Source organism: Streptomyces sp. NPDC052016 (genome assembly GCF_044548445.1).
Taxonomy (GTDB): domain Bacteria; phylum Actinomycetota; class Actinomycetes; order Streptomycetales; family Streptomycetaceae; genus Streptomyces.
The window spans coordinates 41,410-61,796 of record NZ_JBIUBX010000004.1 but is presented as its reverse complement, the minus strand read 5'-3'; the positions used below and the strand labels follow the sequence as shown (position 1 = coordinate 61,796).

Below are 20,387 nucleotides of genomic sequence, written 5' to 3'. Positions count from 1 at the left end.
GGCGACGGCGACCGCCTGCAGGTCCGTTTCGAGGCGGCCGATCGGCGCCACGCTCTCGTCATCGATATGGCGGGCCGGGCCGACTGCACCGTGTCCGCCCGCCCGAGCGCCCGTCTAGAGCAGGCGCAGGACGCCGACGACCTTCCCGAGGATCTGCGCCTGGTCGCCGCGGATCGGTTCGTAGGACGGGTTGCGGGGCATGAGCCACACCTGCCCGTCCTGGCGGCGCAGCACCTTGACGGTGGCCTCGTCATCCAGGAGCGCGGCGACGATGTCCCCGTGATCGGCGCTGTCCTGGCGTCGTACGGTCACGATGTCTCCGTCACAGATCGCCGCGTCGATCATGGAGTCGCCGGAGACGGTCAATGCGAACAGATCCCCCTCGCCCACGACCTGGCGGGGCAGGGAGTAGACGTCCTCGACCATCTCCTCGGCAAGCAGCGGGGTGCCGGCGGCGATCCGTCCGACGAGCGGCACGTCGACCGGTGCCGCGCTCCTCCCGCCCAGGGCGGGCGCCCACGAAGGCCGCACCCGGTAGGCGCGGGGACGGTGCGGATCGCGGTAGAGGATGCCTTTGCGCTCGAGGGCCATCAGTTGGTGGGCGACCGACGATGTGCTGGCGAGGTCCACGGCCTGGCCGATCTCCCGCATCGACGGCGGGTAGCCCTGCCGGTCGACCGTCTCCGTGATGTAACGGACGATGGCCGACTGTCGGTCCGTCAGCTCTCCCTGGGCGGTCCGGGAGCCCGGGGGACGGCCCCGGCGTGCGGGCGCACTGTTCTCCATCGCGGGCACCTCCGTGCAAGATCCTCGCTGCACGTGACCTTAACCCGACATCCGACAAAATAGGAACACCGTTTCGATCCGCCCCCTGAGGCCCGGTAGGCGTCTCTGACGTACTCGGTGCTTCAGCGCCAGACGTCGGCCTCTCAAGAATCAGACCGGCCCGGGAGCGAGGTGATCACCGGTCCAGAGCCAGGCGGAAGCCCGGTAGTCCTTGCTCACGGCGCAGATCCTGGTGAAGTCGTCGGCATGGACGTCCGTGTATCCCGGCCGGAAGACGTTCTCGTAGAGCCAGTCGGACACCGCGACCACGAGGTCGGCGTGCGCGGTGCTCTCTGCGGCCGTCCGCAGCTGCTCGCAGTCGACCAGACGGCTGAGCCGCACCAGCAGGGGGCCGGCGAAACCGAGGGCGGCGCGGCTGACGGGACCGATGTCCCACGCCATGCGCAGGCGCAGTCGGTCACTGTAGGCACGGTTGTCCTGGGAGAGGAGCCGGGCGGCCCCGGTCATCAGCCGTGGAAGAGCTTCGATGCACTCCATGTCGGCCGGGAGCACGACGTTCATGCCGTCGCCCACGGGCTGGACGTCCGTTCGCGCGAGATCGGCCCGGGCGTCGTGCAGCACCTGGTGGACGAGCACGGCAAGCCGCCGTTGCACCTGGTCCTGGCACGCGACGGGCCTGGCGCTGTAGCCCGTGACGTCCACGGAGAACGCGAGCCTGATCCGGTGGTCGCGGGGGACGGCGGCGGGCGCCGGCTGCTGTCCGTCGGCCGCGTCCGGCGGGAGCATCCCCTGCAGGGGCATGGTGCGGGACCCTGGCGTTGCCGTATCGATGAGCACTCTTGCCCTCCCGGGAAAGGTGCGCCGCCATGGCGGGCGCATGGGTGTTCGATGTCCGTCTCACGGCCCCGATCCCCGAGGTGGATCGGCGCGCAAGCGCCTTCAGGGCCCTTCTCTGTGCTGTCCTCGCTGTCTTCCGCACGCTAGGGGTGCCGGTGCACCGGCACCCCGGGAACACACCCGGGGATATCCCTGGGGACCGTCGACAGAAGGCGATGAGCGTCGTGGCAGCAGTGAAGCGAGGAGGAGGAATTGCGGCTCGGGCGGTATCGGCTACTTCGGATCGAGTGTGGCGACGAGTCCCATGCGCGAGTTGATGCCGAGCTTCATGTAGGTGTTGCCCAGGTGGTACTCGATCGTCTTGACGCTGAGCATGAGCTCGCGGGCGATCTGCCGGTTGGTCAGCCCCCGGACGGCCAGCCGTGCGACGGTGAGCTCCTGTGCGGTCAGCACCGGATGGCGGGCGGTGCGGGCTTTCGTCGTGGTGCGGCCGCAGCCTCCCAGTTCGGTACGGCACCGCTCCAGGTACGGCATGGCCCGCAATCGGTCGAAGGTCCGCAAGGCGGGCTCGAGTTGGGCGACGGCCTCGCTGCGTCTGCCGGCGCGTCGCAGGAACGTGCCGTAGGACAGGTGCAGCAGGGCCTGCTCCCAGCAGGCCTCGCCGCCGTCACCGTGGTCCAGCCCATGTCGGAAGGCCTGCTCCGCTTCCTTCGCGCGTCCCCTGCTGGCTTCGAGCAGGCCCCTGCATCGGCAGGCCGCGGCGAGATCGAGCCATCGCTGCCGCTGGGCGGCGCGGAGTTCGTAGTCGGCGAGCAGCTCCTCGGCTTCCTCCGGGTGGCCGGTGCGGATGAGGCTCTCCACGAGCAGAGCCCGCCAGGGAATGATGCCTGTTTCGTCCAGGCCGTCGCGGTGGACGATCTCCGCACTGGTCAACGGCCGCAAGAGCGTGACCACTTGCTCATGGTCCCCCTGGGCAGTCCGTATGAGGGCATGTGCGGTGTGCGCGAGCGCGAGGTCGTTGACGTCCGAGAGTACCCGGGCGTGTTCGGCGGCCGCGTCGGCGTGTTCCTCGGCGGCCTGGTACTCGCCGCGGCCGGCCAGCGGGAAGGCCGCGAAGGCGTGGACGACGGCCAGGATCGAGACCTGATCGGTGTCTTCGGCCAGGGAAACGGCCTGGGTGCCGTGGGCGATCGCATCGTCCCAGCGTCCGCTGCGGTACTCGGCGTCTGTGAGGAACCCGAGGGCCACCAGGGCCGCGTAAGGCAGCCCGCCGCGCCGGTGCGCGTCGAAGGCTTGCTTCAAGTCGTGGCGGGCTGCGCCGAGATCACCGTTCCACAGTCGCAGCATGCCCCGGGCGAGCAGGCCTTCCAGCTCGTGTCGTGCGCGGGGCGGGCCCGCGTCGGGCAGGTGGCCCACGGAGTGCATGCTTTCTTCGTGCCGGCCGGTGACGGCCAGTCCGATCGCCAGGGAGTCGCGGAGGAAGGAAGGCCGGTTGCCGGGCGGCAGGGCGAGCCCTCGCCGCGCCCACTGGACGATGCCGTTCCCGTCGCCCTCGATCAGGCACAGCCATGCCATCTGCTCGGTGGCGCAGCGCACCGTCTCGGGCGCTGTCGCCGGATCGCAGCTCTCCCAGCAGGTGTCGAGTTCTTGGCGGGCGTCGTCCAGACGGCCAGTCGTCAGAGCGAGGTGGCCGAGGACGTAGTGCCGCTGCGGGCTCGGCGGCATGGCGCGCAGGGTGGGTTCCATCTCGGCGGCCTGGCTGATGTCCCCGGCGAGGAGGAGGTACTCGACCGCTTTCAGGGTCCGTCGGGTGCGTTCGGCTTCCTGCGGCGACAGACGGGCGGATGCCAGGGAGGCCGAGGCGGCGGCGGACCACGCTCCTTCGCGGGAGCGCTCGGCCGCGTAGGTGCTCAGGTCCCGCGCGAGGTCGGGGTCCGGGCCGGCCGCCGCCCACACACGGTGCTGCAGGACCATCTGGGGCTCGGTGACGATACCCGCCGCCGCGTGGTGGAGGCGGGAGCGCAGCGCGGGTTCCATGGCCTGATACACAGCTGCTCTCACCAGCGGATGCGCGAAGGCCACGTGGGGGGCACCGCCGTGTGAGGCCTCTTCCAGCAGGTCGCGGCGCATGGCCTCGGAGAGAGCCTCGAGGGCGTCGGGGACCGTGCCGACGCGCGCGGCCGTGTGCAGGGCACTGGAGGTGCCCAACACGCTGACGGCGTTCACCAGACGGCGCGTGGGGGGCGAGCACTCGTCGAGGCGTGCGGCGATGATCCGTTCGTATCCCCGAGGCGCGGGCAACTGTGCGTGGTGGGCGCCCAGGAGGCTCGGTGTGCACTGCTGCAGCAGGGCCTTGGTGTGCAGCGGGTTCCCCTGTGTATGCGCGTGCAGTCGGCTCAGGGCGCGGCGCGGCAGTCGCGCTGGGCCGACAGCGCAGTTGAGGGCGGCGACGTCCGCGACGGAGAGGCCCTTGAGTGTCAGGGCGAGCGTGGAGTCGTCGTGCATGATGCGGCGCAGCCCCTGGGGCAGCCGGGGGTCAGTGGTGTCCCGGATCACCAGCACGGCCAGGACGCGGTCCACCCGCAGTCGCCGCAGTGCGAACGTGATCGCGTGGAGGGACGGGGTGTCGGCCCAGTGCATGTCGTCCACCACCATGATCAGTGGCGAAGGGCCCTGGGACCTGCCGATCACGTCCAGCAACACAGCCCCTGCTTCCACGGGGTCGGGCAGGATCGGACCGGGCCACGTGGCACGCCCCGGCCGCTCGACCGCCTCGCCCGGTGCTCGGGAGGGGTGCGTCAGCAGCTGGGCCACGACCGCGTAGGGCAGCTGCATCTCGAACTCCTCGCCGCTCGCCCACAGCACACGATGCCCGGGCTCCGCGTCGGCGAGGAAGCGCCGCACCAGAGAGGTCTTCCCCATACCGGCCGGTCCGTCGACGACGATGATCTGCGGCTCACTGCGCGTTGCCCGACCGAGCCTGGCAGCCATCTGCGTCAGCTGTTGTATACGGCCGACGAACGGCGCGTCCGAAACCCTTCCCGGCACACACTCTCCTCACCACTGCCTTCCCGCCGACCGCCCCGGCGAGGGCATGCCCACGCGCCCCGGCCCGCATGTCTCAGTCATCGGTATACCGCTTCCGAACCGGCGAAGAACGACAGATCGCACGAAGTCATGCATTGCTCGGTGTGGCCACGAAGACTCCGTTAGCATCCGGTTTGTTCCTGCCGTGCCGTGAGGTGACGCGCCCCGGGTCGGGGGTCGTCCGTCAAGGGAGGGCGGTTGCACAGGCGTTGCGGGGAGGGGGCCCACCTGTCCAGTTCGAGCGCGTCCAGGCACCACCGGACATGGCCGCGCAACAGTTTCCTCGCCGTCCTTCCCGCGGAGGCCCGGGCCGCGCTCCTGGCGCTGGGTTCCGCACACACCTGGGGGGCCGGCCAGACCCTGTTGTCCGAGGGTTCCACGACCACGCACGTGTTGCTGCTCGTCGACGCCTCCGTCAAGGTCAGCGCCACGACGCCCGACGGGCAGGAGACACTGCTGGCCGTCAGGCACAGCGGCGATCTGATCGGCGAGATGTCGGGACTCGACGGGCAACCGCGCATCGCCACCGTCACGGCAGTCGGTCCCGCCGCCGTCAGGGTCATCGCCCAGCACGAGTTCCTGGCGTACCTGCACCGGCACCCCACGGCCGCCGTGGCCCTGAGCCGCCACATCACCGAAAGACTGCGGGCAGCCACGCGGCGGCGAGTCGACCTCGCAGGAGTGCCGGTCCTCGTCCGGCTCTGCCGCGTCCTGACCGAGTGGTGCGAGCAGACCGGCGCGGCAACCGCCCAGGTCCCGTTGACACAGCGCGAACTGGCCACGCTCATAGGGGCCTCTGAGGTGAGCGTCAGCCGGGCCCTGCGCGCACTGGTACGGGAAGGTGCCGTTCGCACGGGATACCGGTGTGTGAAGGTGTGCGATGCCGCCAAGGTCCGGTCGACCGGTACAGGTTGAGATCCTGCCGTCGTGTCAGGCCGTGCCGGGCAAACCCGTCTTCTGACGGAGACCCGGCCCACTCGCCACCGGCACCCTCGTCTCAGCGGCACGCACCGTGCGAGGGCCGCCGGAACGGGAGGCGCTGTGGGCGCGGAAGAGTTCGGACCGCTGGGAGGCTCCTTCGAGTTCATCCACCGAAACCTCGACGGCTTCAAGATCAAGCAGCAGGTCGACGAACGCGGCATCGAGGGGTACATCAACCACTGCGCTCGCCTGGCCGCGGCCACGGGAGCGGCCGGCGCACTGGGCGGTGGTCTGACGCTCGCTCTGGGCATTCCCGCGGACATGGCCAACACCGTCACGCAGCAGTTCAAGGTGACGCTGGCGGTGATCTACCACCGCACCGGCCGGTACAAGGTCGGCTTCCACCAGTTCATGAAGATCGTCGGTTTGTCGATCGGGGTGGAGGTCGGTGCCAAGGGGCTGCATTTCCTGGTGGTGAAGGCGGCGCAGGAGATCGTGAAACGGCTCGGCGCCGGCGCGGCGGGCAGGCTCATCCCCCTGCTGGGGGCCGCCATCGGAGGCGGGGTGAACTACGCCTTCATCAAGGGGATCGGCGCGACCCTGCTCGCCTGCGCCGACGACATCTTCGACGAGCCGACGGAAGGAGGATCGGAGCACCAGGCGGCGTGACTCTTCAAGCCCGGCGGCAGGACCTCCGCCGCTTCCGCACGAGAAGGGAAAGGAAGACCGACATGCAGGACGAGCGACAGCACCACGTGGCCGTGAGCGACGAACCCGCACGGCTGAGCCTCTACGACGAGATGGCCGAGGTCGTGGACTTCGCCGATGCTCCCGGACGCACCACGACGATGGCCGTCGAGACGACCGACGGCGACCCCTTCTGCCTCTGACGACCTCCCGCGGCACGGCGCGAAAGGAGCGACATGACCAGGACGGCCCGCAGCGGCGCACAGACGGCCCCGGTGGTGGTCATCGGAGACCTCACCGACCCTCACGTGCGTGAGGTGACCGACCGCATCTGTCCGCGTCGCCCGCTGGCCGTCCTGGACACGGTCGGCATCCAGCGGACGCGGTTCACCGCGTCCTCCGCCTCTTTCAGCGTGGACACCGTCAACGGGCAGGGAACCGCCCACCTCGAACAGGCCCGTCGTGGCTGGATCCGACGTCTGGCGCCGGCCGACTGGGACACCGGCATCAGGCTCGGAAGCAAACAGGCCGCCGTGCACGGGGCGTGGCGGGCACTGCTGACGGCGCTGCCGCGCACCTTGGCGTGTGACTGGCTCAGCAGTCTCGACGCGCTGCTCACGGCGGAGAACAAGATCGTCCAATGCAGGGCCGCCTCGCACGCGGGCGTCAGGATGCCGCCCACGGTGGTCACCAACGACGCGTCCAACGCCCCCTCGCCGCACGCAGGTCTCGTCGCCAAACCTCTCGGGCCGGCACAGTTCTGGCTGGACACCCCCGACGATCCGCGCGTGGTCTTCGCGGCGCCCGTCGACACCCTCCATCCCGCCTGGACGGACCTCCTGCCCGGCGCCCCGTTCATCCTGCAAGAACGGCTCCACGCCGTACGGCACCTGCGCGTGGTCACCGTCCGCCACACCGCTTGGGCGTTCGACATCGCGGCCGAGGATCTGCCGCTCGACTGGCGTCAGAGCGCCGCCGCCCACTCCTCCTGGCGCCCGGTGAACGCACCCGACGTCGAACAGCAGGCCTTGCGGCTCTCGGCCGCCCTGTCCGTCGGTTACTCCAGCCAGGACTGGATCGAAACGGCCGACGACACCTACTTCATCGACCTCAATCCCGGCGGACAATGGCTCTTCCTCCCCGACCCCTCCGCGTCCCGGATCACGGCGGCGATCGCCGACTGGCTCCAGGAATGACCGGCGCCGCAGGAACCCTGGCACCCGCTTGCTCATGACCACAGGCGGCATGTCGCGATCACCGCGCATCCGAGAGGCCGGTGATCACCTGTGGCTCGCCGGGTCCCGGCGTCCCCGTTCTGCGAGGATGAACCGTATGGACGTGCGAAGCAGGAACGGGACGCGAGCGTCCGGTGGGCCGGACGGCCCTGCCCCTGAGAAGCGCCCGGGCGACGACCAGACGTTCTCCGCCCTGCCGGAAGACAACTGCGAGGACCTGTACGAGAACGCCCCGTGCGGATACCTCTCCACCCTGTTGGACGGGCGGATCGCCAAGGTCAACACCACCCTGCTGAACTGGCTGGGCTACCAGCGCGACGACCTCGTCGGCCGCAGGAGGTTCTCCGACCTGCTCACCGTCGGCGGGCGGCTGTATCACGAGACGCACTTCGCGCCGCTGCTGCGCATGCAGGGTGAGATCAGCGGAATCGCACTGGAGATGGCAGCGGCCGACGGCAGCCGGCTGCCGGTCCTGGTGACCTCCACCGTCAAGACCGGGAGCGACGGACAGCCACTACTGATCCGCACGACCGTCTTCGACGCCAGCGACCGCCGCGCCTACGAGCAGGAGCTGCTGCGCGCCCGCCAGGAGTCGGAGCGCGAACGCGAACGCCTCCGGCAGCTCGCCACCACCCTGCAGGCCACGTTGCTGCCGCCCACTCTGGCGAGTGTGCCGGGTCTCGACGTGGCGGCGCACTACCACATCGCCTCCATCGACGAGGTCGGCGGAGACTTCTACGATCTGTTCCCCCTCGCCGCCGGTACCTGGGGGCTGTTCCTGGGCGACGTGTGCGGCAAGGGCGCCGAGGCGGCGGCCGTCACCTCCCTGGCCCGCTACACCCTGCGCGCCGCCGCGGTCTACGACCCCGCCCCGGCCGCGGTCCTCAAGAACCTCAACACCGTCCTCGAACACGAGTACAACGGCGCCGACCCACGGTTCTGCACCGTCATCTTCGGCCTGCTCACCCCCGACGGCGGCCGGGGCGGATTCCGCATCACCCTGGCCAGCGGCGGCCACCCCCCGGCCCTGCTGCTCCGCGCCGACGGCACCGCCGACTACCTGCCCACTCCCGGCGGCCAGCTCATCGGCGTCCTTCCCGACGCCCACATCGCCACCACCACCTTCCGCCTCGATCCCGGCGACACACTTCTCCTGCACACCGACGGCCTCACCGAAGCCCAGACCACCATCCGCGGCGACCGCTACGGCGACGACGCCCTCCTCGACTTCGGCCGCGCCCTGGCCCCCGCCACCGCCCAGCACGCCATCACAGCCATCCGCGACCTCCTCGACACCCTCGGCCCCGGGGTGGAGGACGACGCCGCCGTCCTGGCCGTCCACGTGCCCCGCCCCGACCGTGACGAGCGGCCGGGAACGAGGTGACCCCCCGGCCGGCAGCTCGCCGTCGACCTCGCGGTCTCACCTTCCGCGACTCCAGCGGCATCACCGTCCTGCTCGCCGCCCGACCGTGTCCGGGGCGCGCCCCACGCCGGGCACGGCGGCGGACGCCCACTCGCAGGCCGGCACAGGGACGGGGCCGGTTGTGCGGGAGGCTGGCGGGACCTGAGGTGATTCGGTGCTGTGTGCGATGAGCGGTCACGGCCTGAGACACTGGCGGAATGGATATCGTCCGCAGGAACAACGTCACCGTCACCGGCAACCCCCAGGGGCGCACGGTGGTGCTGGCCCATGGGTTCGGCTGTGACCAGAACATGTGGCGGTTGACGGTCCCTGCGCTGGTCCGGGACTACCGGGTCGTGATGTTCGACTACGTCGGCTCGGGCCGCTCCGACTCGTCCGCGTTCTCGGAGGACCGGTACTCGTCCCTGGACGGATACGCCGGGGACGCGGTGGAGGTCTGTGAAGCGCTGGACCTGCGCGACGCGGTGTTCGTGGGGCATTCCGTCAGCGCGATGATCGGCGTGATGGCCGCCGGCATGGCTCCGGAGCGGATCGGCGCGCTGGTGATGGTGGCGCCGTCGCCGCGGTACATCGACTGCGACGGCTACCGGGGCGGGTTCAGCGCCGAGGACATCGACGAGCTGCTCGAGTCTCTGGAGTCCAACTATCTCGGCTGGTCGGCGGCGATGGCACCGGTGATCATGGGCAATGCCGACCGACCCGAACTCGGCGAGGAACTCAAGAACAGCTTCTGCGCCACCGACCCGGACATGGCGCGCGTCTTCGCACGGACCACCTTCCTGTCGGACTCGCGGGACGACCTGAAGAACGTGCGGGTCCCGACGCTGGTGCTGGAGTGCTCCCAGGACGTCATCGCTCCCCGGGAGGTCGGCGCCTTCGTCCACCAGGCGATCGCCGGCTCGACGCTGGTCACTCTCGACGCCACCGGGCACTGCCCCCACCTGTCCGCGCCCGAGTCCACCAATCAGGCGATCATCGAGTTCCTGGCGGCCCTGCGATGATGTGCCGCACCGAACAGCAGCCCGACCCCCACGACGCCGACGACGCCGACGACGCCGACGACGAGAAGGCATCGGACGCGGCGTTCGCCACGCTGCTGGAGGACAGCGCCGAGGATCTGTACGAGTCCGCGCCGTGCGGCTATCTGTCCACGCTGATGGACGGCACCATCGCGAAGATCAACGCCACGCTGCTGGACTGGCTCGGGCTGGATCGCGAGGCGGTGGTGGGCCGGATGCGGTTCACCGACCTGCTGACCGTGGGCGGCAAGCTGTACCACGAGACACACTTCGCGCCGCTGCTGCGGATGCAGGGGGAGATCAGCGGCATCGCCCTGGACGTCAAACAAGCCGGGGGCGGCCGAATACCGGTGCTGGTCTCCTCGGTGATCAAGCACGGCAGCATGGGCGAGCCGCTGCTGGTGCGCACCACCGTCTTCGACGCCCGGGACCGCCGCGCCTACGAAGAGGAACTCCTGCGCCGTCGTCAAGCGGCCGAAGAGGCGCGCAGGCAGGCGGAGGCCGACCGGGCCCGGCTGCAGGACGCCCTCGCCGTACTGCAGCAGTCGCTGTTGCCCGACAGCCTGCCGCCGGTCCCGGGAGTGGAGACGGCCGCCTACTACCACACCGCCTCACCGGACCGGCTCGGCGGCGACTTCTACGACGTCTTCCCGGTCGACGGCAAGCGCTTCGCGTTCTTCCTCGGTGACGTGTGCGGCAAGGGACCGCAGGCCGCGGCGCTCACCTCACTGACCCGGTACACCCTGCGCGCCGCCGCCATGCACGACCCCGACCCGGTGTCCGCCCTGACCAGCCTGAACAAGGTGCTCCACGAGCGCTACACCGGCAGTGGCGATCCGCGCTACTGCACCGCCATCTTCGGCACGCTCGAATCCGACGCCACAACCGGGCAGGTCGCCGTCCAGCTCGCCTCGGGCGGCCACCCGCCCGTGCTCGTCCTGCGCGCCGACGGCACGTCCGACTACCTGCCCACCCCCGGCGGCCTCCTCGTCGGCGTTCTGCCCGAGGCGCGCTTCACCGCCGTCCGCACCGTCCTCGCCCCCGGCGACACCCTCCTGCTCTACACCGACGGCCTCACCGAAGCCCGCACCGGCAAAGACCGCACCAGCCTCTACGGGGACGACGGCCTGCTCGCCTTCGCCACCAGCCACGCCGGCGCATCCCCGCACGCCGTCGTCCAGGCCCTCATCGGGCTGCTCGACAGCTTCGGCGACGGCCTCGACGACGACACCGCCCTGCTCGCCCTCGGCGCCCCCGCCCACCTCCCCACCTCTGCAGCGACGTGAATCCCCGAATGCGCCCCCTGAAGATCATCACCCGAGACGCCATGACCGGTCCCGTTCTGGAGATCATCGGCGACCTGGACTACAGCAACGCCACCGAGCTGCGCGAACTGATCACCGCCCTCGCCCTCCAGCCGGGCCAACGCCTCGTTCTGGACCTGGCCGGCATGGAATTCTGCGACTCGAGCGGCATCACCGCCCTGATCGCCGCACGCCATCACGCCCACGCCGCCCAGGCCGACATGGCACTCACCGCGGTCCCGTCCCACATCCTGCGCGTGCTGAGCATCGTCGGCCTCGACCAGATCTTCTCTCTCTGTCCCGACGACGACACCGGCACCACCACCCGCTCCTGACGACGAGATCGGCTCAAGTCCCGCGCCCGTGGCCGGCTGCTCAGTCGTTGCGTTCCGCCGTCGCCCGCCATGAGGTGCGATGGCCTCGGAGGGTCAGCTTGCTGTCGGGCTCTGCGGGACCTCCACCAGCTCGAACCCGTGGCTCCGCTCCACTTTCGCCACGTGCAGCGTGTAGCTCTGGTACCACTCGGCTCGCCCGCGCTTCTGCGCCGCGCGGTGCTCGGCGTTGGTCCGCCACTCCGTGAGGGCGTCGGCGTCTCGGAAGTACCCGACGGTGATGCCCAGCCCGCCAGGAGTCTGCGCGTGGTCCATCCCCAGGAATCCGGGGACCTCCTTCACCAGGTCTTCCATGCGTGCGTTGGTCTCGCTGTAGCCGCTCTGGTCCTGGGTTCTCACCGCGGTGAAGACAGCCACGTAGTAGGGGGGTTCGAAGGCCTCGACCGGCGTGACAGGCGCTTCCGAGTGATCGCTCATGGCGCCACTGTAGGGCGGTGCGTCCAAGGCTCCGGCGTCTTTCCCGGCTCTTGACCAAGGCCGTCGGCACTGACGTCCTCCGGCCACCCGACGGCTGTCCTGGCCTCGCGCCCCAGGTCAGCCGGGCCTGTCCGGGTTGCGGTTCGGGGCACCGCATGCTCACGTCGGCGGTGAGACATGGCCGTGCCGGCCCCTCTCCGCCCGCCGACAGGCGATGGAGGCCGAGCAGCCAACGTGACCGTATGATCCACATATGTCCGTCACTCGGCTCGCCGGCAGCCACCACGGCGCGGGACCGGCCCTGGTCGTGCTCCGGCAGCTGGACCGTGAGGGCTGGTCGCCCGTCGTCGAACTGCTCGTCGGCGAGCGCGAGGTCGTGACCGTCGACCTGCCGGGCTTCGGTGACAGCCCCCCGCTGCCGGACGGCCGTACCCCCACCGTGCAGGCACTGGCCGCCGAGGTCGCCCGATGGTTCACCGCGACCGGTCTCACGCGCCCGCCCGTCGCGGGGAACTCGCTCGGCGCCGCCGTCGCCCTCGAGCTCGCCCGGATGGGCGTGGTGGGCAGCGCCGTCGCGTTGTCCCCGATCGGCCTGTGGACCGGCCCGGAGGCCGCCTACGCCCTGGGCTCGCTGCGGATCGCGCGCAGGACGGCGCAGACCCTCGGCCACCGCACGGCACGGGTGGCCGACAGCCCGCTGGGCCGCACGCTGGCGTTCTGGCAACTCGTCGCGCGTCCTCGGCGGCTGACGGCCGAGGCCGCCGACGGCGCCCTGCGCAACCTGGCCCGCTCCCCCGGTTTTGAAGCCACCCGCCGGGCAGTCCGCCGCTATCGGCTGACCGGCTTCACCCCCGGCGTCCCGGTGACCATCGCCTGGGGCACCCGCGACTACCTCACCCCTCGGCATCAGGCCCACCGCGCGGCCCGGCTCCTGCCCGCGGCCAGCCATGTCCGGCTCCCAGGCTGCGGCCACTCCCCCATGACCGACGATCCGGGCCGGATCGCCGCGCTCCTGCTGTCCGCAAGCAGGGGCTGAAGGGGCCTGGGTCGGGCACGGGCCGGGATCGGGCACCGGCCGGGACAGGGCACGGCGTGGGGCAGAGCTGTGGTCGAAGTCTGGTCGGACGGATCCTCCGGCCCGGCACTGTCAGGTCAGCGGGTGAACAGCGAGACGACTGGCGCCGGGACCCACGGGCGGGTCGACGAGCCGCGGCGGAGAGGGCGAGGTGGACGGTGACGGGAACGCAGGCCCACACGGGTCCGGTCGTGGAGCGCTTCGACCGGTCAGCAGTTCCGGGCACCGCGGGCGCGAGGGCGGCCTGAATGCCGGTCGCGACGTGCGGTGGCGTCACCGGTTCACAGCAACGCGCTCTGCGACGCGGTCGTCCAACCGAACCCGTCCGGGTCGGTGAACTGCCCGGCGTCGCCGCCGATCGTGAGCCGGTGCGAACCGGTGCCGTCGGGAGAGACGCCGACGACCTTGGCCAGGCCACGGCGCTTGTACAGCGCCAGCTTGACGGGACCCGATCCGGTGGCGAACTCGACGTACTTGCTGCCGAAGCTCTTGGCCACGGCGAGGCCGCGCTCGACGTAGAACTGCTTGCTGGCCTTCACGTTCTCGACGCCGAGCAGGAGCACGATCTCGTCGATCTGCCGGGTGGCGGGGCCGGTGTCCTTCTTCGACGACGACGCGACCTGCCAGATCGTCCCGTCCGGGGCCTGTACGACGCCCCCGTAACCCCACAGCGACTTGGCGGCGGGCTTCACCACCGTGGCGCCGGCGTCCACGGCTGCGTCGATGAGGGCGTTGACGTTGGCCGGCTGGGACACCACCAACGACAGGGTGAACCCGCGGAATCCGGTCGTCGGTGCCTGCGAGGCCTGCAGGAGCAGCGGAGCGCCCAGACCGAAAGCGGTGGTGTAGAAGCGGTCGGCGGCGGCGAGGTCGGCCACCTCGAGGGTGACGGATGCGATGGAAGTCATGATGATGACGCTAGCCGCGGGCCCCGGACCTGTGCTTCTTCATTCCTGACCAGTACCGGCACCGGCAGGGTGACCCGGCCATCGGGCCACCCTGCCGCCTTGTGAAGCCCTCCGGCGGCAGCGGAGCCGTAGCCAGGGACGACGATGTGCACGTCAGGTTTCGACAGCACCGGCCGCCTGCGCGAGCGCTTCAGGCGGGAGGGTGGCCAGCCAGTCGATGAGGATCTGGTTGACCTCGGCGGGGCGTTCCTGCTGGATCCAGTGGCCACAGTCGTCCAGGAGGTGGGAGGAGGTCAGCCCGGGCAGCGTGGCGGGGTATGCGTCGATCGCGTCGGCCAGCCACATGGTGGACGCGTCCAGGCGGCCACCGATGAACAACGACGGCTGGGTGATGGGGGCGCCGTCGAAGGCGGCGAGGTCTTCCCAGTCACGGTCCATGGTGCGATACCGACTGAGCGCCCCGGTCAGGCCGGTGCGTTCGAACTCCCCGGCGTAGAAGTCCAGGTCGCTCTGGCCGAGCCAGGCGGGAAGCCGGTCGGCGGGGAACCGGTCACGGAGCGTCCCCTCCTTGCCGACGAAGTGCGGGTCCGGGGCCCCCGGCCCGGGCATCGTGTCGCCGGACAGAGCCGCGTAGAAGCCCGCGAGCCAGCCGCGCACGTCGGGTTCGATCTCGGCCTCGGCACGGCCTGGCTGCTGGAAGTAGGAGACGTAGAACTCCTCGACCCCGCCCATCTGTGCGAAGACATCGCTGGGCCGCGGTCCACCGCGCGGTGTGTAGGGCACGCTGAGCAGCCCCACCGCGCGGAAGACGTCCGGTTCGAGCAGTGCGGAGTTGGCCGCGATCGCCGCCCCCCAGTCGTGGCCGACGATCACGGCCGACTCCTCGTCCAGGGCGTGCACCACCTCGGCGTTGTCCTGCACCAGGTCGAGCATCCGGTACGCGGCCGTGTCAGCGGGCCTGGAGGAGCGGCCGTAGCCGCGGACATCGATGGCGACCGCGCGATAGCCGGCCGCGGCCAGTACCGGCAACTGGTGGCGCCAGGAGTACCAGGACTCCGGGAAACCGTGCACGAGCAGCACCAGCGGCCCGGTTCCCTGCTCCACCAGGTGGATCCGGCCCGCCGATGAGGACACCAGGCGATGCGTGACGTTTGTGACGTGCAGTGACATGAGCCCTCCGCATCCATCGGCTTGTGTGAGCCGCAGCCGCGACCGCGATCGCCGATCCGCCGTGCCCGCGGCCCGTACCCGATCATGCTGAGGACCCTGCGGCGGAGCGAGCCTTGTTGCCGCTTCAGCAATCAGTCGAACGCAACCGGTCCAGTTCGCCGCTGATCGCCTCCCGCAGCACGTCATGCTGAGGACCGAGCCTGGACCGCTCGTCGATCCACCGCTCACGCGGATACAGCCACACCGGCCGGCCCACCGACTCGGCCGGCTCCCACCCGTACCGCGGCCAGACGTGGGCGTGCAGGAACGGGTCCGTGTTGCCGAGGATCTCCAGGTTGATCCGTCGGAAATCGGGATCCAAGCGGTGGCAGGCCCGCTCAACGGCTTCTGCGAGCTGGTCCAGGTCGGACAGGAACGCCAGTCGCTTGGCCCTCGGCAGGTCGGACAGCCGTTGAACTCCGGGTTCGTCGACGAGGAGGACCGAGTAGCCCGGCAAGAACTGGACGTCCCCGATCACCGCGAATCCCGACTCGAGCCGCCGCAGCACGGTCGGGTTCTCCCCTCGCAGAGCAGCCCCGATCCGATCCGTCCGCCAGCCCTCAGCCATGGGTTCAACCTACCCGCGGGTGATCAAGCCCCGCTCCTCGCTCCCCACCTTCCTCACACGTGGGTGAGCAGGGTCCGGGGTCGCCGGACGGGCGCCCATGACGGGCGCCGCGCGGGTCGTGTCCGTCGGCGTCGGGGGGCCTCGGGTCAGGCCGATGTCCGGGGACGCAGGACGCCATCGGGGTCGTAGCGCTTCCACAGGTCGGTCACCCGAGTGCCGGTCGGCCCCGGGTAGAAGCGTGCGAACGTCTCCGCACCGGGGGCGCTCTCGAAGTTGACGTAGGCGCCCTCCATGTACGGGGCGAGGGGTGCCCAGCCGGCGGCCAGGGTGGCTCGCTCGTCGGGCGGGAACGCCGAGGCGACGACGAGGACGTTCTGATGACGGTGTGCGAACGCCGTGGCGGAGGAGTCCGGGTCGTGGGTCGCGCCGCCGAGCGACCGCAGTTGCACGAGGACCGGAGCGGGCCCGGACGACGCCTGCGCCAGGGTGCGTGCCGCGCCCGCGGACATGTCGGTGAGCAGTCCGTTGGTCGTGCTGGACGGCATCTGCCCCGAGTTGGCGTGAAGGTGGGACGGCGGAACGAGCTCCGTGTAGGGGACGACGTGCGCCTGCCGCACCACCACGTCACCGATCCCCAGAAGCGGCTGGAGAGCCTCGCGGATCACACGCGGACTGTCCGAGGCCACGACCGCGGTGATGAACGCCGCGGTGGTGGCGCCCTGCGCGGCCAGCATCACCGCCGTCGACAGCTCGCGCGGCGCCCGCGCCATGACATCCGCCCAGCGCCGCAGCGTCCTCCCGTCCGGGTCGACCGCCGCGACCAGCTGCGCGTAGCCGACAGCGCGGAGGTCCATGGCCTCGATCTCGAAGGCGACCGCGATGCCGGCGCCGGCCCCCGCGCCGCGCATGACCCAGAGCAGGTCGGGCTCGTTCTCGGCGTCGGCGCGCACCGTCGTGCCGTCGGGCAGGACGACTTCGACGGCACGGACGTGGTCGACCGTGAGCCCGTACTTCCGTACGAGCCAGCCGACACCGCCACCTGTGGCGATGCCGCCGACACCGACGCCGCCGTGGTCGCCCGAACTGATGGCCAGCCCGTGCGGGGCGAGCGCCCGGGCGACCTGTGCCCAGCGCGCGCCCGCCTCGACGCGGACCAGGCGAGAGCGGCGATCGAGTACGTCGACCCGGCGCAAGGGGCTCAGGTCGATGACGAGCCCGCCGTCGTTCGTGCCGCTGCCGGACAGACCGTGCCCACCGCTGCGGACGGCCAGTCGCAGTCCTGTCTCCCGCGCGAACCGCAGCGCCGACGCGACCTCGTTCGCGGACTCGGGCAGCACCACGACGGCCGGGTCGCCCACCGTCGTGTAGGTGGACCGGAGGCGGGGGTAACGCTTGTCGCGGGGCAGGACGATCCTGCCCGCGAGGTCCGCCGGGGCCTTCCTGAGGATGTCGCTCATCGCCCGCTCCGGATCTCCGCGACGCGCTCACGCACCGCAGGCACGACCTCTTCCGCGAAGAGCGAGAGCTGCTGCTCGGGGTCGGTGACCGGCCAGAGGACGAACGTGTCGAAACCGAGTCCCACGGTCCACTCGGCGAGTGTGTCCACCCACCGCGACACGTCGCCCACCAGCCCGGGCCCGCCCCCGTGGGTGCCGACGCTGCCGATGACGTTGTAGACGCGCCGGAGCGTCCTGGGATCGCGGCCCGCTTCGACGGCCGCCTCGTCGATGATCTGCTGGCGTGAGGGCACCGCATGCGGGGGGACGTAGATGTTCAGCGGAGAGATCCAGCCGTCCGCCTGTCTGCCGGCCAGAGCGAGCATGCGGCGCTTCTGTGCGCCGAGCCAGAGCTGGACGGGCTTGGGGGGCACCGGTCCGGCCCGGTAACCGCCGATGGCGTGGTACGGACTGTGCAGCCGCACGGCGTCCCCGTTCAGGGACTTCCGCAGCAGCCCGAGGGACTCCTCGGCGAACGCGACCATGTCAGGGCCCCGTCGCGCCGGTCCGCCCATCGAGGCGATGGCGTCGGGGATGCCTCCCCCGCCGACACCTAGCTGGATCCGTCCGTCCGTGAGCACGCTCAGTGACGCAGCGGCTTTGGCGAGCATCACCGGCGGTCGGAGCTGCAGATCGGCGACATCGGTGAGGAAGGAGATGCGGTCCGTGAAGGCGGACAGGTGGGAGATGAGGGTCCAGGCGTCGAAGTGGCCGGGCTGGTAGGGGTGATCCTGCACGGCGAGGTACTCCAGGCCGAGGTTCTCCGCGGCCTGTGCGAGCCGCTGGGTCTGCGCCCATCGCCCGGCGGTGGGGTCGAGGCTCAGTCCGAAGGAGAGCGGGCGTCGGTAGTCGGTCATGCCTTCACAGTGCGCCGGGACACTCGCCCGGCAAAACGCCGAGTAAGTTGCTAATCTTTCGTAAGTGGAGACCATTCATGACGACACCTGCCCGAGGTTCGAGAGCGCCCTCGAACTCATCGGGCGCCGCTGGACGGGCTCGGTACTGCGAGCCGCCGAGCGGGGCGCCCGGCGCTTCGGCGAGTACCGCGCGATGATCGACGGGATCTCTGACCGCCTGCTCTCCCAGCGGCTCAAGGAGCTCGAGGCCGCGGGCCTCATCGAACGTGACGTCATCCCCACGACGCCCGTGCAGATCCACTATCGACTGGCACCGGACGGTCAGGCACTGCTGGAGGCGTTGATGCCGCTCGCGCGGTGGAGCATGAGACGTTCCGGCTCCCGGAGCACGGGACGGCTCCCTGCTGCTCGCCGCTCGTGACCGACCTTGTGAAGGTCCGGGAGACGCAAGGTCCCACCGTCCGTCGGGAACAAAGAGGACTGACAGATCATCATCACCATGCTTATGATGCTGGCGATGATGAACCTCTCCTCTTTCGGATGGGAGGAATCGTCCGCGCAAGGTGAGTGCTGATGGCACATCACTTCGCGAACACGATTCCTTCACGCCTGCTGATGTGGCAGCGCGTGCGTCAGTACGCCGTGCCACCGTCCATGATCGAGACCGCGACCGCACGCCGTGCGGTCGGCGACTGGGCGGGTGCCTGCGCCGCCGCCCGGATCGACGTCGACCTCGATCTGCGCGCCGTGCGTGACCGCCACGGCGCCGACCTCGTCCACCGCCTCCGCGCGGATCTGCGTCGCCTGGCACCGGAGCTGCTCCGGTGGCACATGCCCCGGATCGCCCCCGACGGGCGGCTCCGCCCCGGCCTCACCCTCTCGCTCGCCCGTTACAGCGGCTCCGGCGCCACGCCGCTGCTCTTGGTGGTGCGGACACCGCCCGCCTGGGCGGACGCCGGGCAGCGCATGTCGCTGGCCCTGTGGGAGGAGTCCGGAGACGCCGCTCCAGGGCACCATCCGCACCCGCACCCCGACCGTCGTTTCCGCCTCGACCTGCACCGGCACCTGTGGGATGCCGGGCGGAGCGGCGAACTGGCGCGACGGTGCGGTGCGGTCGGGGACCCGGCATCCACCGTGCCGCCGCCCGGTCTGACGGGCATCGCCGACGAAACCTGTGCGTCGGGCGGTTGGGCCGTGGAGGCGGAACTGTTGTTGCGGGCCGAAGGGCTGCCTCACGGGGCCTTCACCGTGCGGCTCGGTGCGCGGAACCGCGTCGTCCTCGAGCTCGTCGCCCCCGACGACAGTCATGCCCCGACGGTCCGGCCGCTGCGGGAGGCGTTGCCGCCGCAGGAGGTCGCGGCGCTCCCCGTGCTGCCGGAGGCGGCGGTCCGGGTCCTCCCGGATCTGGAACTGCTGCGTGCGGGGCTGGTGGAGGCCGATCGCCTGCACCCGCTGGTGGCCTCGGCGTTGGCGGCGTCCGGTGCGGTACACGCGAGGTCCGGCGGGACTCTGACGGTCCCCTCCGATTCGATGCCGGTGGTCGGTCACGCGCCCGAGCCCGGTGATCCGCACCGGGTGGAGTGCCGTGGCGAGATCCATCGGATCGCGCTGCGGGACGGTGTGCTGAGGGCGGTCGATCACGATCCGGCGCAACTGCGCCGGGAGGAACTGCTGGTGGCACTGGGCGGGCCCGCGCTGCCCTGCCTCCGGGCCATCGACGCGGTGCACCGCAACCCGGAGGCACTGCCCGCGGTCCGGGAACGGCTCGGCCACGGTGACGTCGCAGGAGCGCTGGCCGTGGTCGAGGGACTGCTCGGTCCCGGTGCGATCCTGCGCGACGGCCCGCTCCACGAGGAGCTGGCGTCGGCCGCGGCCCGCCGGGTCGACCACGGGCTCTTCCGCTCGGGGCTGGTCGCCGTGCACCCGGCCGCCGGTGACGCCAAGCGTGCCGGGAACGCGTCGGACGGCGATCACAGGGACACCGGTCACCGTCCCCGGCTCGACCGTCGCGCGCCGCTCGTGATGCGCCGCAAGCGCAGCAGCAGGGGCCGGCCGCGCACCGGCCTGAGCGGCTGACCTCCGCCTCACTCGCCTTCTCACACCGCGCGTTGCGCGTCGCGCGTTGCGCGCTCGGCGCCGCACGTCCTCGATCTCCGGGACGGGACT

The 20,387-nt window shown here is 70.8% G+C and carries 20 protein-coding genes; 11 read left to right on the top strand and 9 right to left on the bottom strand.

The annotated features are described in order from the left end of the window. Window positions 1-114: 114 nt before the first annotated feature. The 3 genes from lexA to ACIHAR_RS06865 form a co-directional block, all read right to left on the bottom strand. The gene (gene lexA, locus ACIHAR_RS06875; protein ID WP_365453466.1) at window positions 115-786 is read right to left on the bottom strand and encodes a transcriptional repressor LexA; all 672 of its coding nucleotides are present in this window, start codon (window positions 784-786) and stop codon (window positions 115-117) included. Window positions 787-936: 150 nt separating this feature from the next. Continuing rightward, complete coding sequence (locus tag ACIHAR_RS06870) at window positions 937-1,587, bottom strand: hypothetical protein (RefSeq protein WP_400017508.1); 651 nt, start codon at window positions 1,585-1,587, stop codon at window positions 937-939. Between the two features lie 309 nt (window positions 1,588-1,896). Then, window positions 1,897-4,671, bottom strand: coding sequence for an ATP-binding protein (locus ACIHAR_RS06865; RefSeq protein ID WP_400017506.1), 2,775 nt, complete (start codon window positions 4,669-4,671; stop codon window positions 1,897-1,899). 237 nt (window positions 4,672-4,908) lie between these two features. On the opposite strand from ACIHAR_RS06865, the gene ACIHAR_RS06860 reads away from it, so the two are divergent. The 8 genes from ACIHAR_RS06860 (at window position 4,909) to ACIHAR_RS06825 (ending at window position 11,634) form a co-directional block, all read left to right on the top strand. After that, window positions 4,909-5,625 (top strand): Crp/Fnr family transcriptional regulator, encoded by a 717-nt coding sequence (locus ACIHAR_RS06860; RefSeq protein WP_400017504.1) that lies wholly within the window; start codon window positions 4,909-4,911, stop codon window positions 5,623-5,625. Window positions 5,626-5,751: 126 nt separating this feature from the next. Continuing rightward, window positions 5,752-6,300 (top strand): hypothetical protein, encoded by a 549-nt coding sequence (locus tag ACIHAR_RS06855; RefSeq protein ID WP_400017502.1) that lies wholly within the window; start codon window positions 5,752-5,754, stop codon window positions 6,298-6,300. A 62-nt stretch (window positions 6,301-6,362) separates the two neighbouring features. Beyond that, window positions 6,363-6,521 carry a hypothetical protein gene (locus tag ACIHAR_RS06850; protein WP_365453481.1) on the top strand — a complete coding sequence of 53 codons (159 nt, stop codon included), beginning with the start codon at window positions 6,363-6,365 and terminating at the stop codon, window positions 6,519-6,521. 33 nt (window positions 6,522-6,554) lie between these two features. Then, entirely contained in the window at window positions 6,555-7,514 is a 960-nt protein-coding gene (locus ACIHAR_RS06845; protein WP_400017500.1) for a hypothetical protein, read from the top strand. 136 nt (window positions 7,515-7,650) lie between these two features. Then, window positions 7,651-8,937 (top strand): SpoIIE family protein phosphatase, encoded by a 1,287-nt coding sequence (locus ACIHAR_RS06840; RefSeq protein ID WP_400017498.1) that lies wholly within the window; start codon window positions 7,651-7,653, stop codon window positions 8,935-8,937. 236 nt (window positions 8,938-9,173) lie between these two features. After that, window positions 9,174-9,977 carry an alpha/beta hydrolase gene (locus ACIHAR_RS06835; protein ID WP_365453490.1) on the top strand — a complete coding sequence of 268 codons (804 nt, stop codon included), beginning with the start codon at window positions 9,174-9,176 and terminating at the stop codon, window positions 9,975-9,977. Beyond that, complete coding sequence (locus ACIHAR_RS06830) at window positions 9,977-11,281, top strand: PP2C family protein-serine/threonine phosphatase (RefSeq protein ID WP_400017495.1); 1,305 nt, start codon at window positions 9,977-9,979, stop codon at window positions 11,279-11,281. Before ACIHAR_RS06835 ends, ACIHAR_RS06830 begins: the two co-directional genes overlap by 1 nt. Before the next feature lie 8 nt (window positions 11,282-11,289). Beyond that, window positions 11,290-11,634 (top strand): STAS domain-containing protein, encoded by a 345-nt coding sequence (locus ACIHAR_RS06825; RefSeq protein ID WP_400017493.1) that lies wholly within the window; start codon window positions 11,290-11,292, stop codon window positions 11,632-11,634. A 93-nt stretch (window positions 11,635-11,727) separates the two neighbouring features. On the opposite strand, the gene ACIHAR_RS06820 is transcribed toward ACIHAR_RS06825, so the two are convergent. After that, entirely contained in the window at window positions 11,728-12,108 is a 381-nt protein-coding gene (locus tag ACIHAR_RS06820) for an antibiotic biosynthesis monooxygenase family protein (RefSeq protein ID WP_400017491.1), read from the bottom strand. A gap of 253 nt (window positions 12,109-12,361) precedes the next feature. Here ACIHAR_RS06820 and ACIHAR_RS06815 point away from each other — a divergent pair, with 253 nt between their 5' ends. Next, window positions 12,362-13,144: an alpha/beta fold hydrolase gene (locus tag ACIHAR_RS06815; RefSeq protein ID WP_400017488.1), complete on the top strand. Its 783-nt coding sequence runs from the start codon at window positions 12,362-12,364 to the stop codon at window positions 13,142-13,144. A 320-nt stretch (window positions 13,145-13,464) separates the two neighbouring features. Here ACIHAR_RS06815 and ACIHAR_RS06810 read toward each other — a convergent pair whose 3' ends face one another. The 5 genes from ACIHAR_RS06810 to ACIHAR_RS06790 form a co-directional block, all read right to left on the bottom strand. Then, entirely contained in the window at window positions 13,465-14,091 is a 627-nt protein-coding gene (locus ACIHAR_RS06810) for a glyoxalase (RefSeq protein ID WP_365453501.1), read from the bottom strand. Between the two features lie 153 nt (window positions 14,092-14,244). Continuing rightward, window positions 14,245-15,261, bottom strand: a complete 1,017-nt coding sequence (locus tag ACIHAR_RS06805; RefSeq protein ID WP_400017485.1) for an alpha/beta fold hydrolase — start codon at window positions 15,259-15,261, stop codon at window positions 14,245-14,247. 124 nt (window positions 15,262-15,385) lie between these two features. Then, entirely contained in the window at window positions 15,386-15,868 is a 483-nt protein-coding gene (locus tag ACIHAR_RS06800) for an HIT family protein (RefSeq protein ID WP_400017483.1), read from the bottom strand. Window positions 15,869-16,014: 146 nt separating this feature from the next. Beyond that, window positions 16,015-17,325, bottom strand: coding sequence for an FAD-dependent oxidoreductase (locus tag ACIHAR_RS06795; RefSeq protein ID WP_400017481.1), 1,311 nt, complete (start codon window positions 17,323-17,325; stop codon window positions 16,015-16,017). Beyond that, the gene (locus tag ACIHAR_RS06790; RefSeq protein ID WP_400017479.1) at window positions 17,322-18,221 is read right to left on the bottom strand and encodes an LLM class flavin-dependent oxidoreductase; all 900 of its coding nucleotides are present in this window, start codon (window positions 18,219-18,221) and stop codon (window positions 17,322-17,324) included. Before ACIHAR_RS06790 ends, ACIHAR_RS06795 begins: the two co-directional genes overlap by 4 nt. A 64-nt stretch (window positions 18,222-18,285) precedes the next feature. Here ACIHAR_RS06790 and ACIHAR_RS06785 point away from each other — a divergent pair, with 64 nt between their 5' ends. Further along, entirely contained in the window at window positions 18,286-18,642 is a 357-nt protein-coding gene (locus ACIHAR_RS06785; RefSeq protein WP_365453516.1) for a helix-turn-helix domain-containing protein, read from the top strand. 152 nt (window positions 18,643-18,794) lie between these two features. After that, window positions 18,795-20,297: a hypothetical protein gene (locus ACIHAR_RS06780; RefSeq protein ID WP_365453519.1), complete on the top strand. Its 1,503-nt coding sequence runs from the start codon at window positions 18,795-18,797 to the stop codon at window positions 20,295-20,297. The last annotated feature ends 90 nt before the right edge of the window (window positions 20,298-20,387 follow it).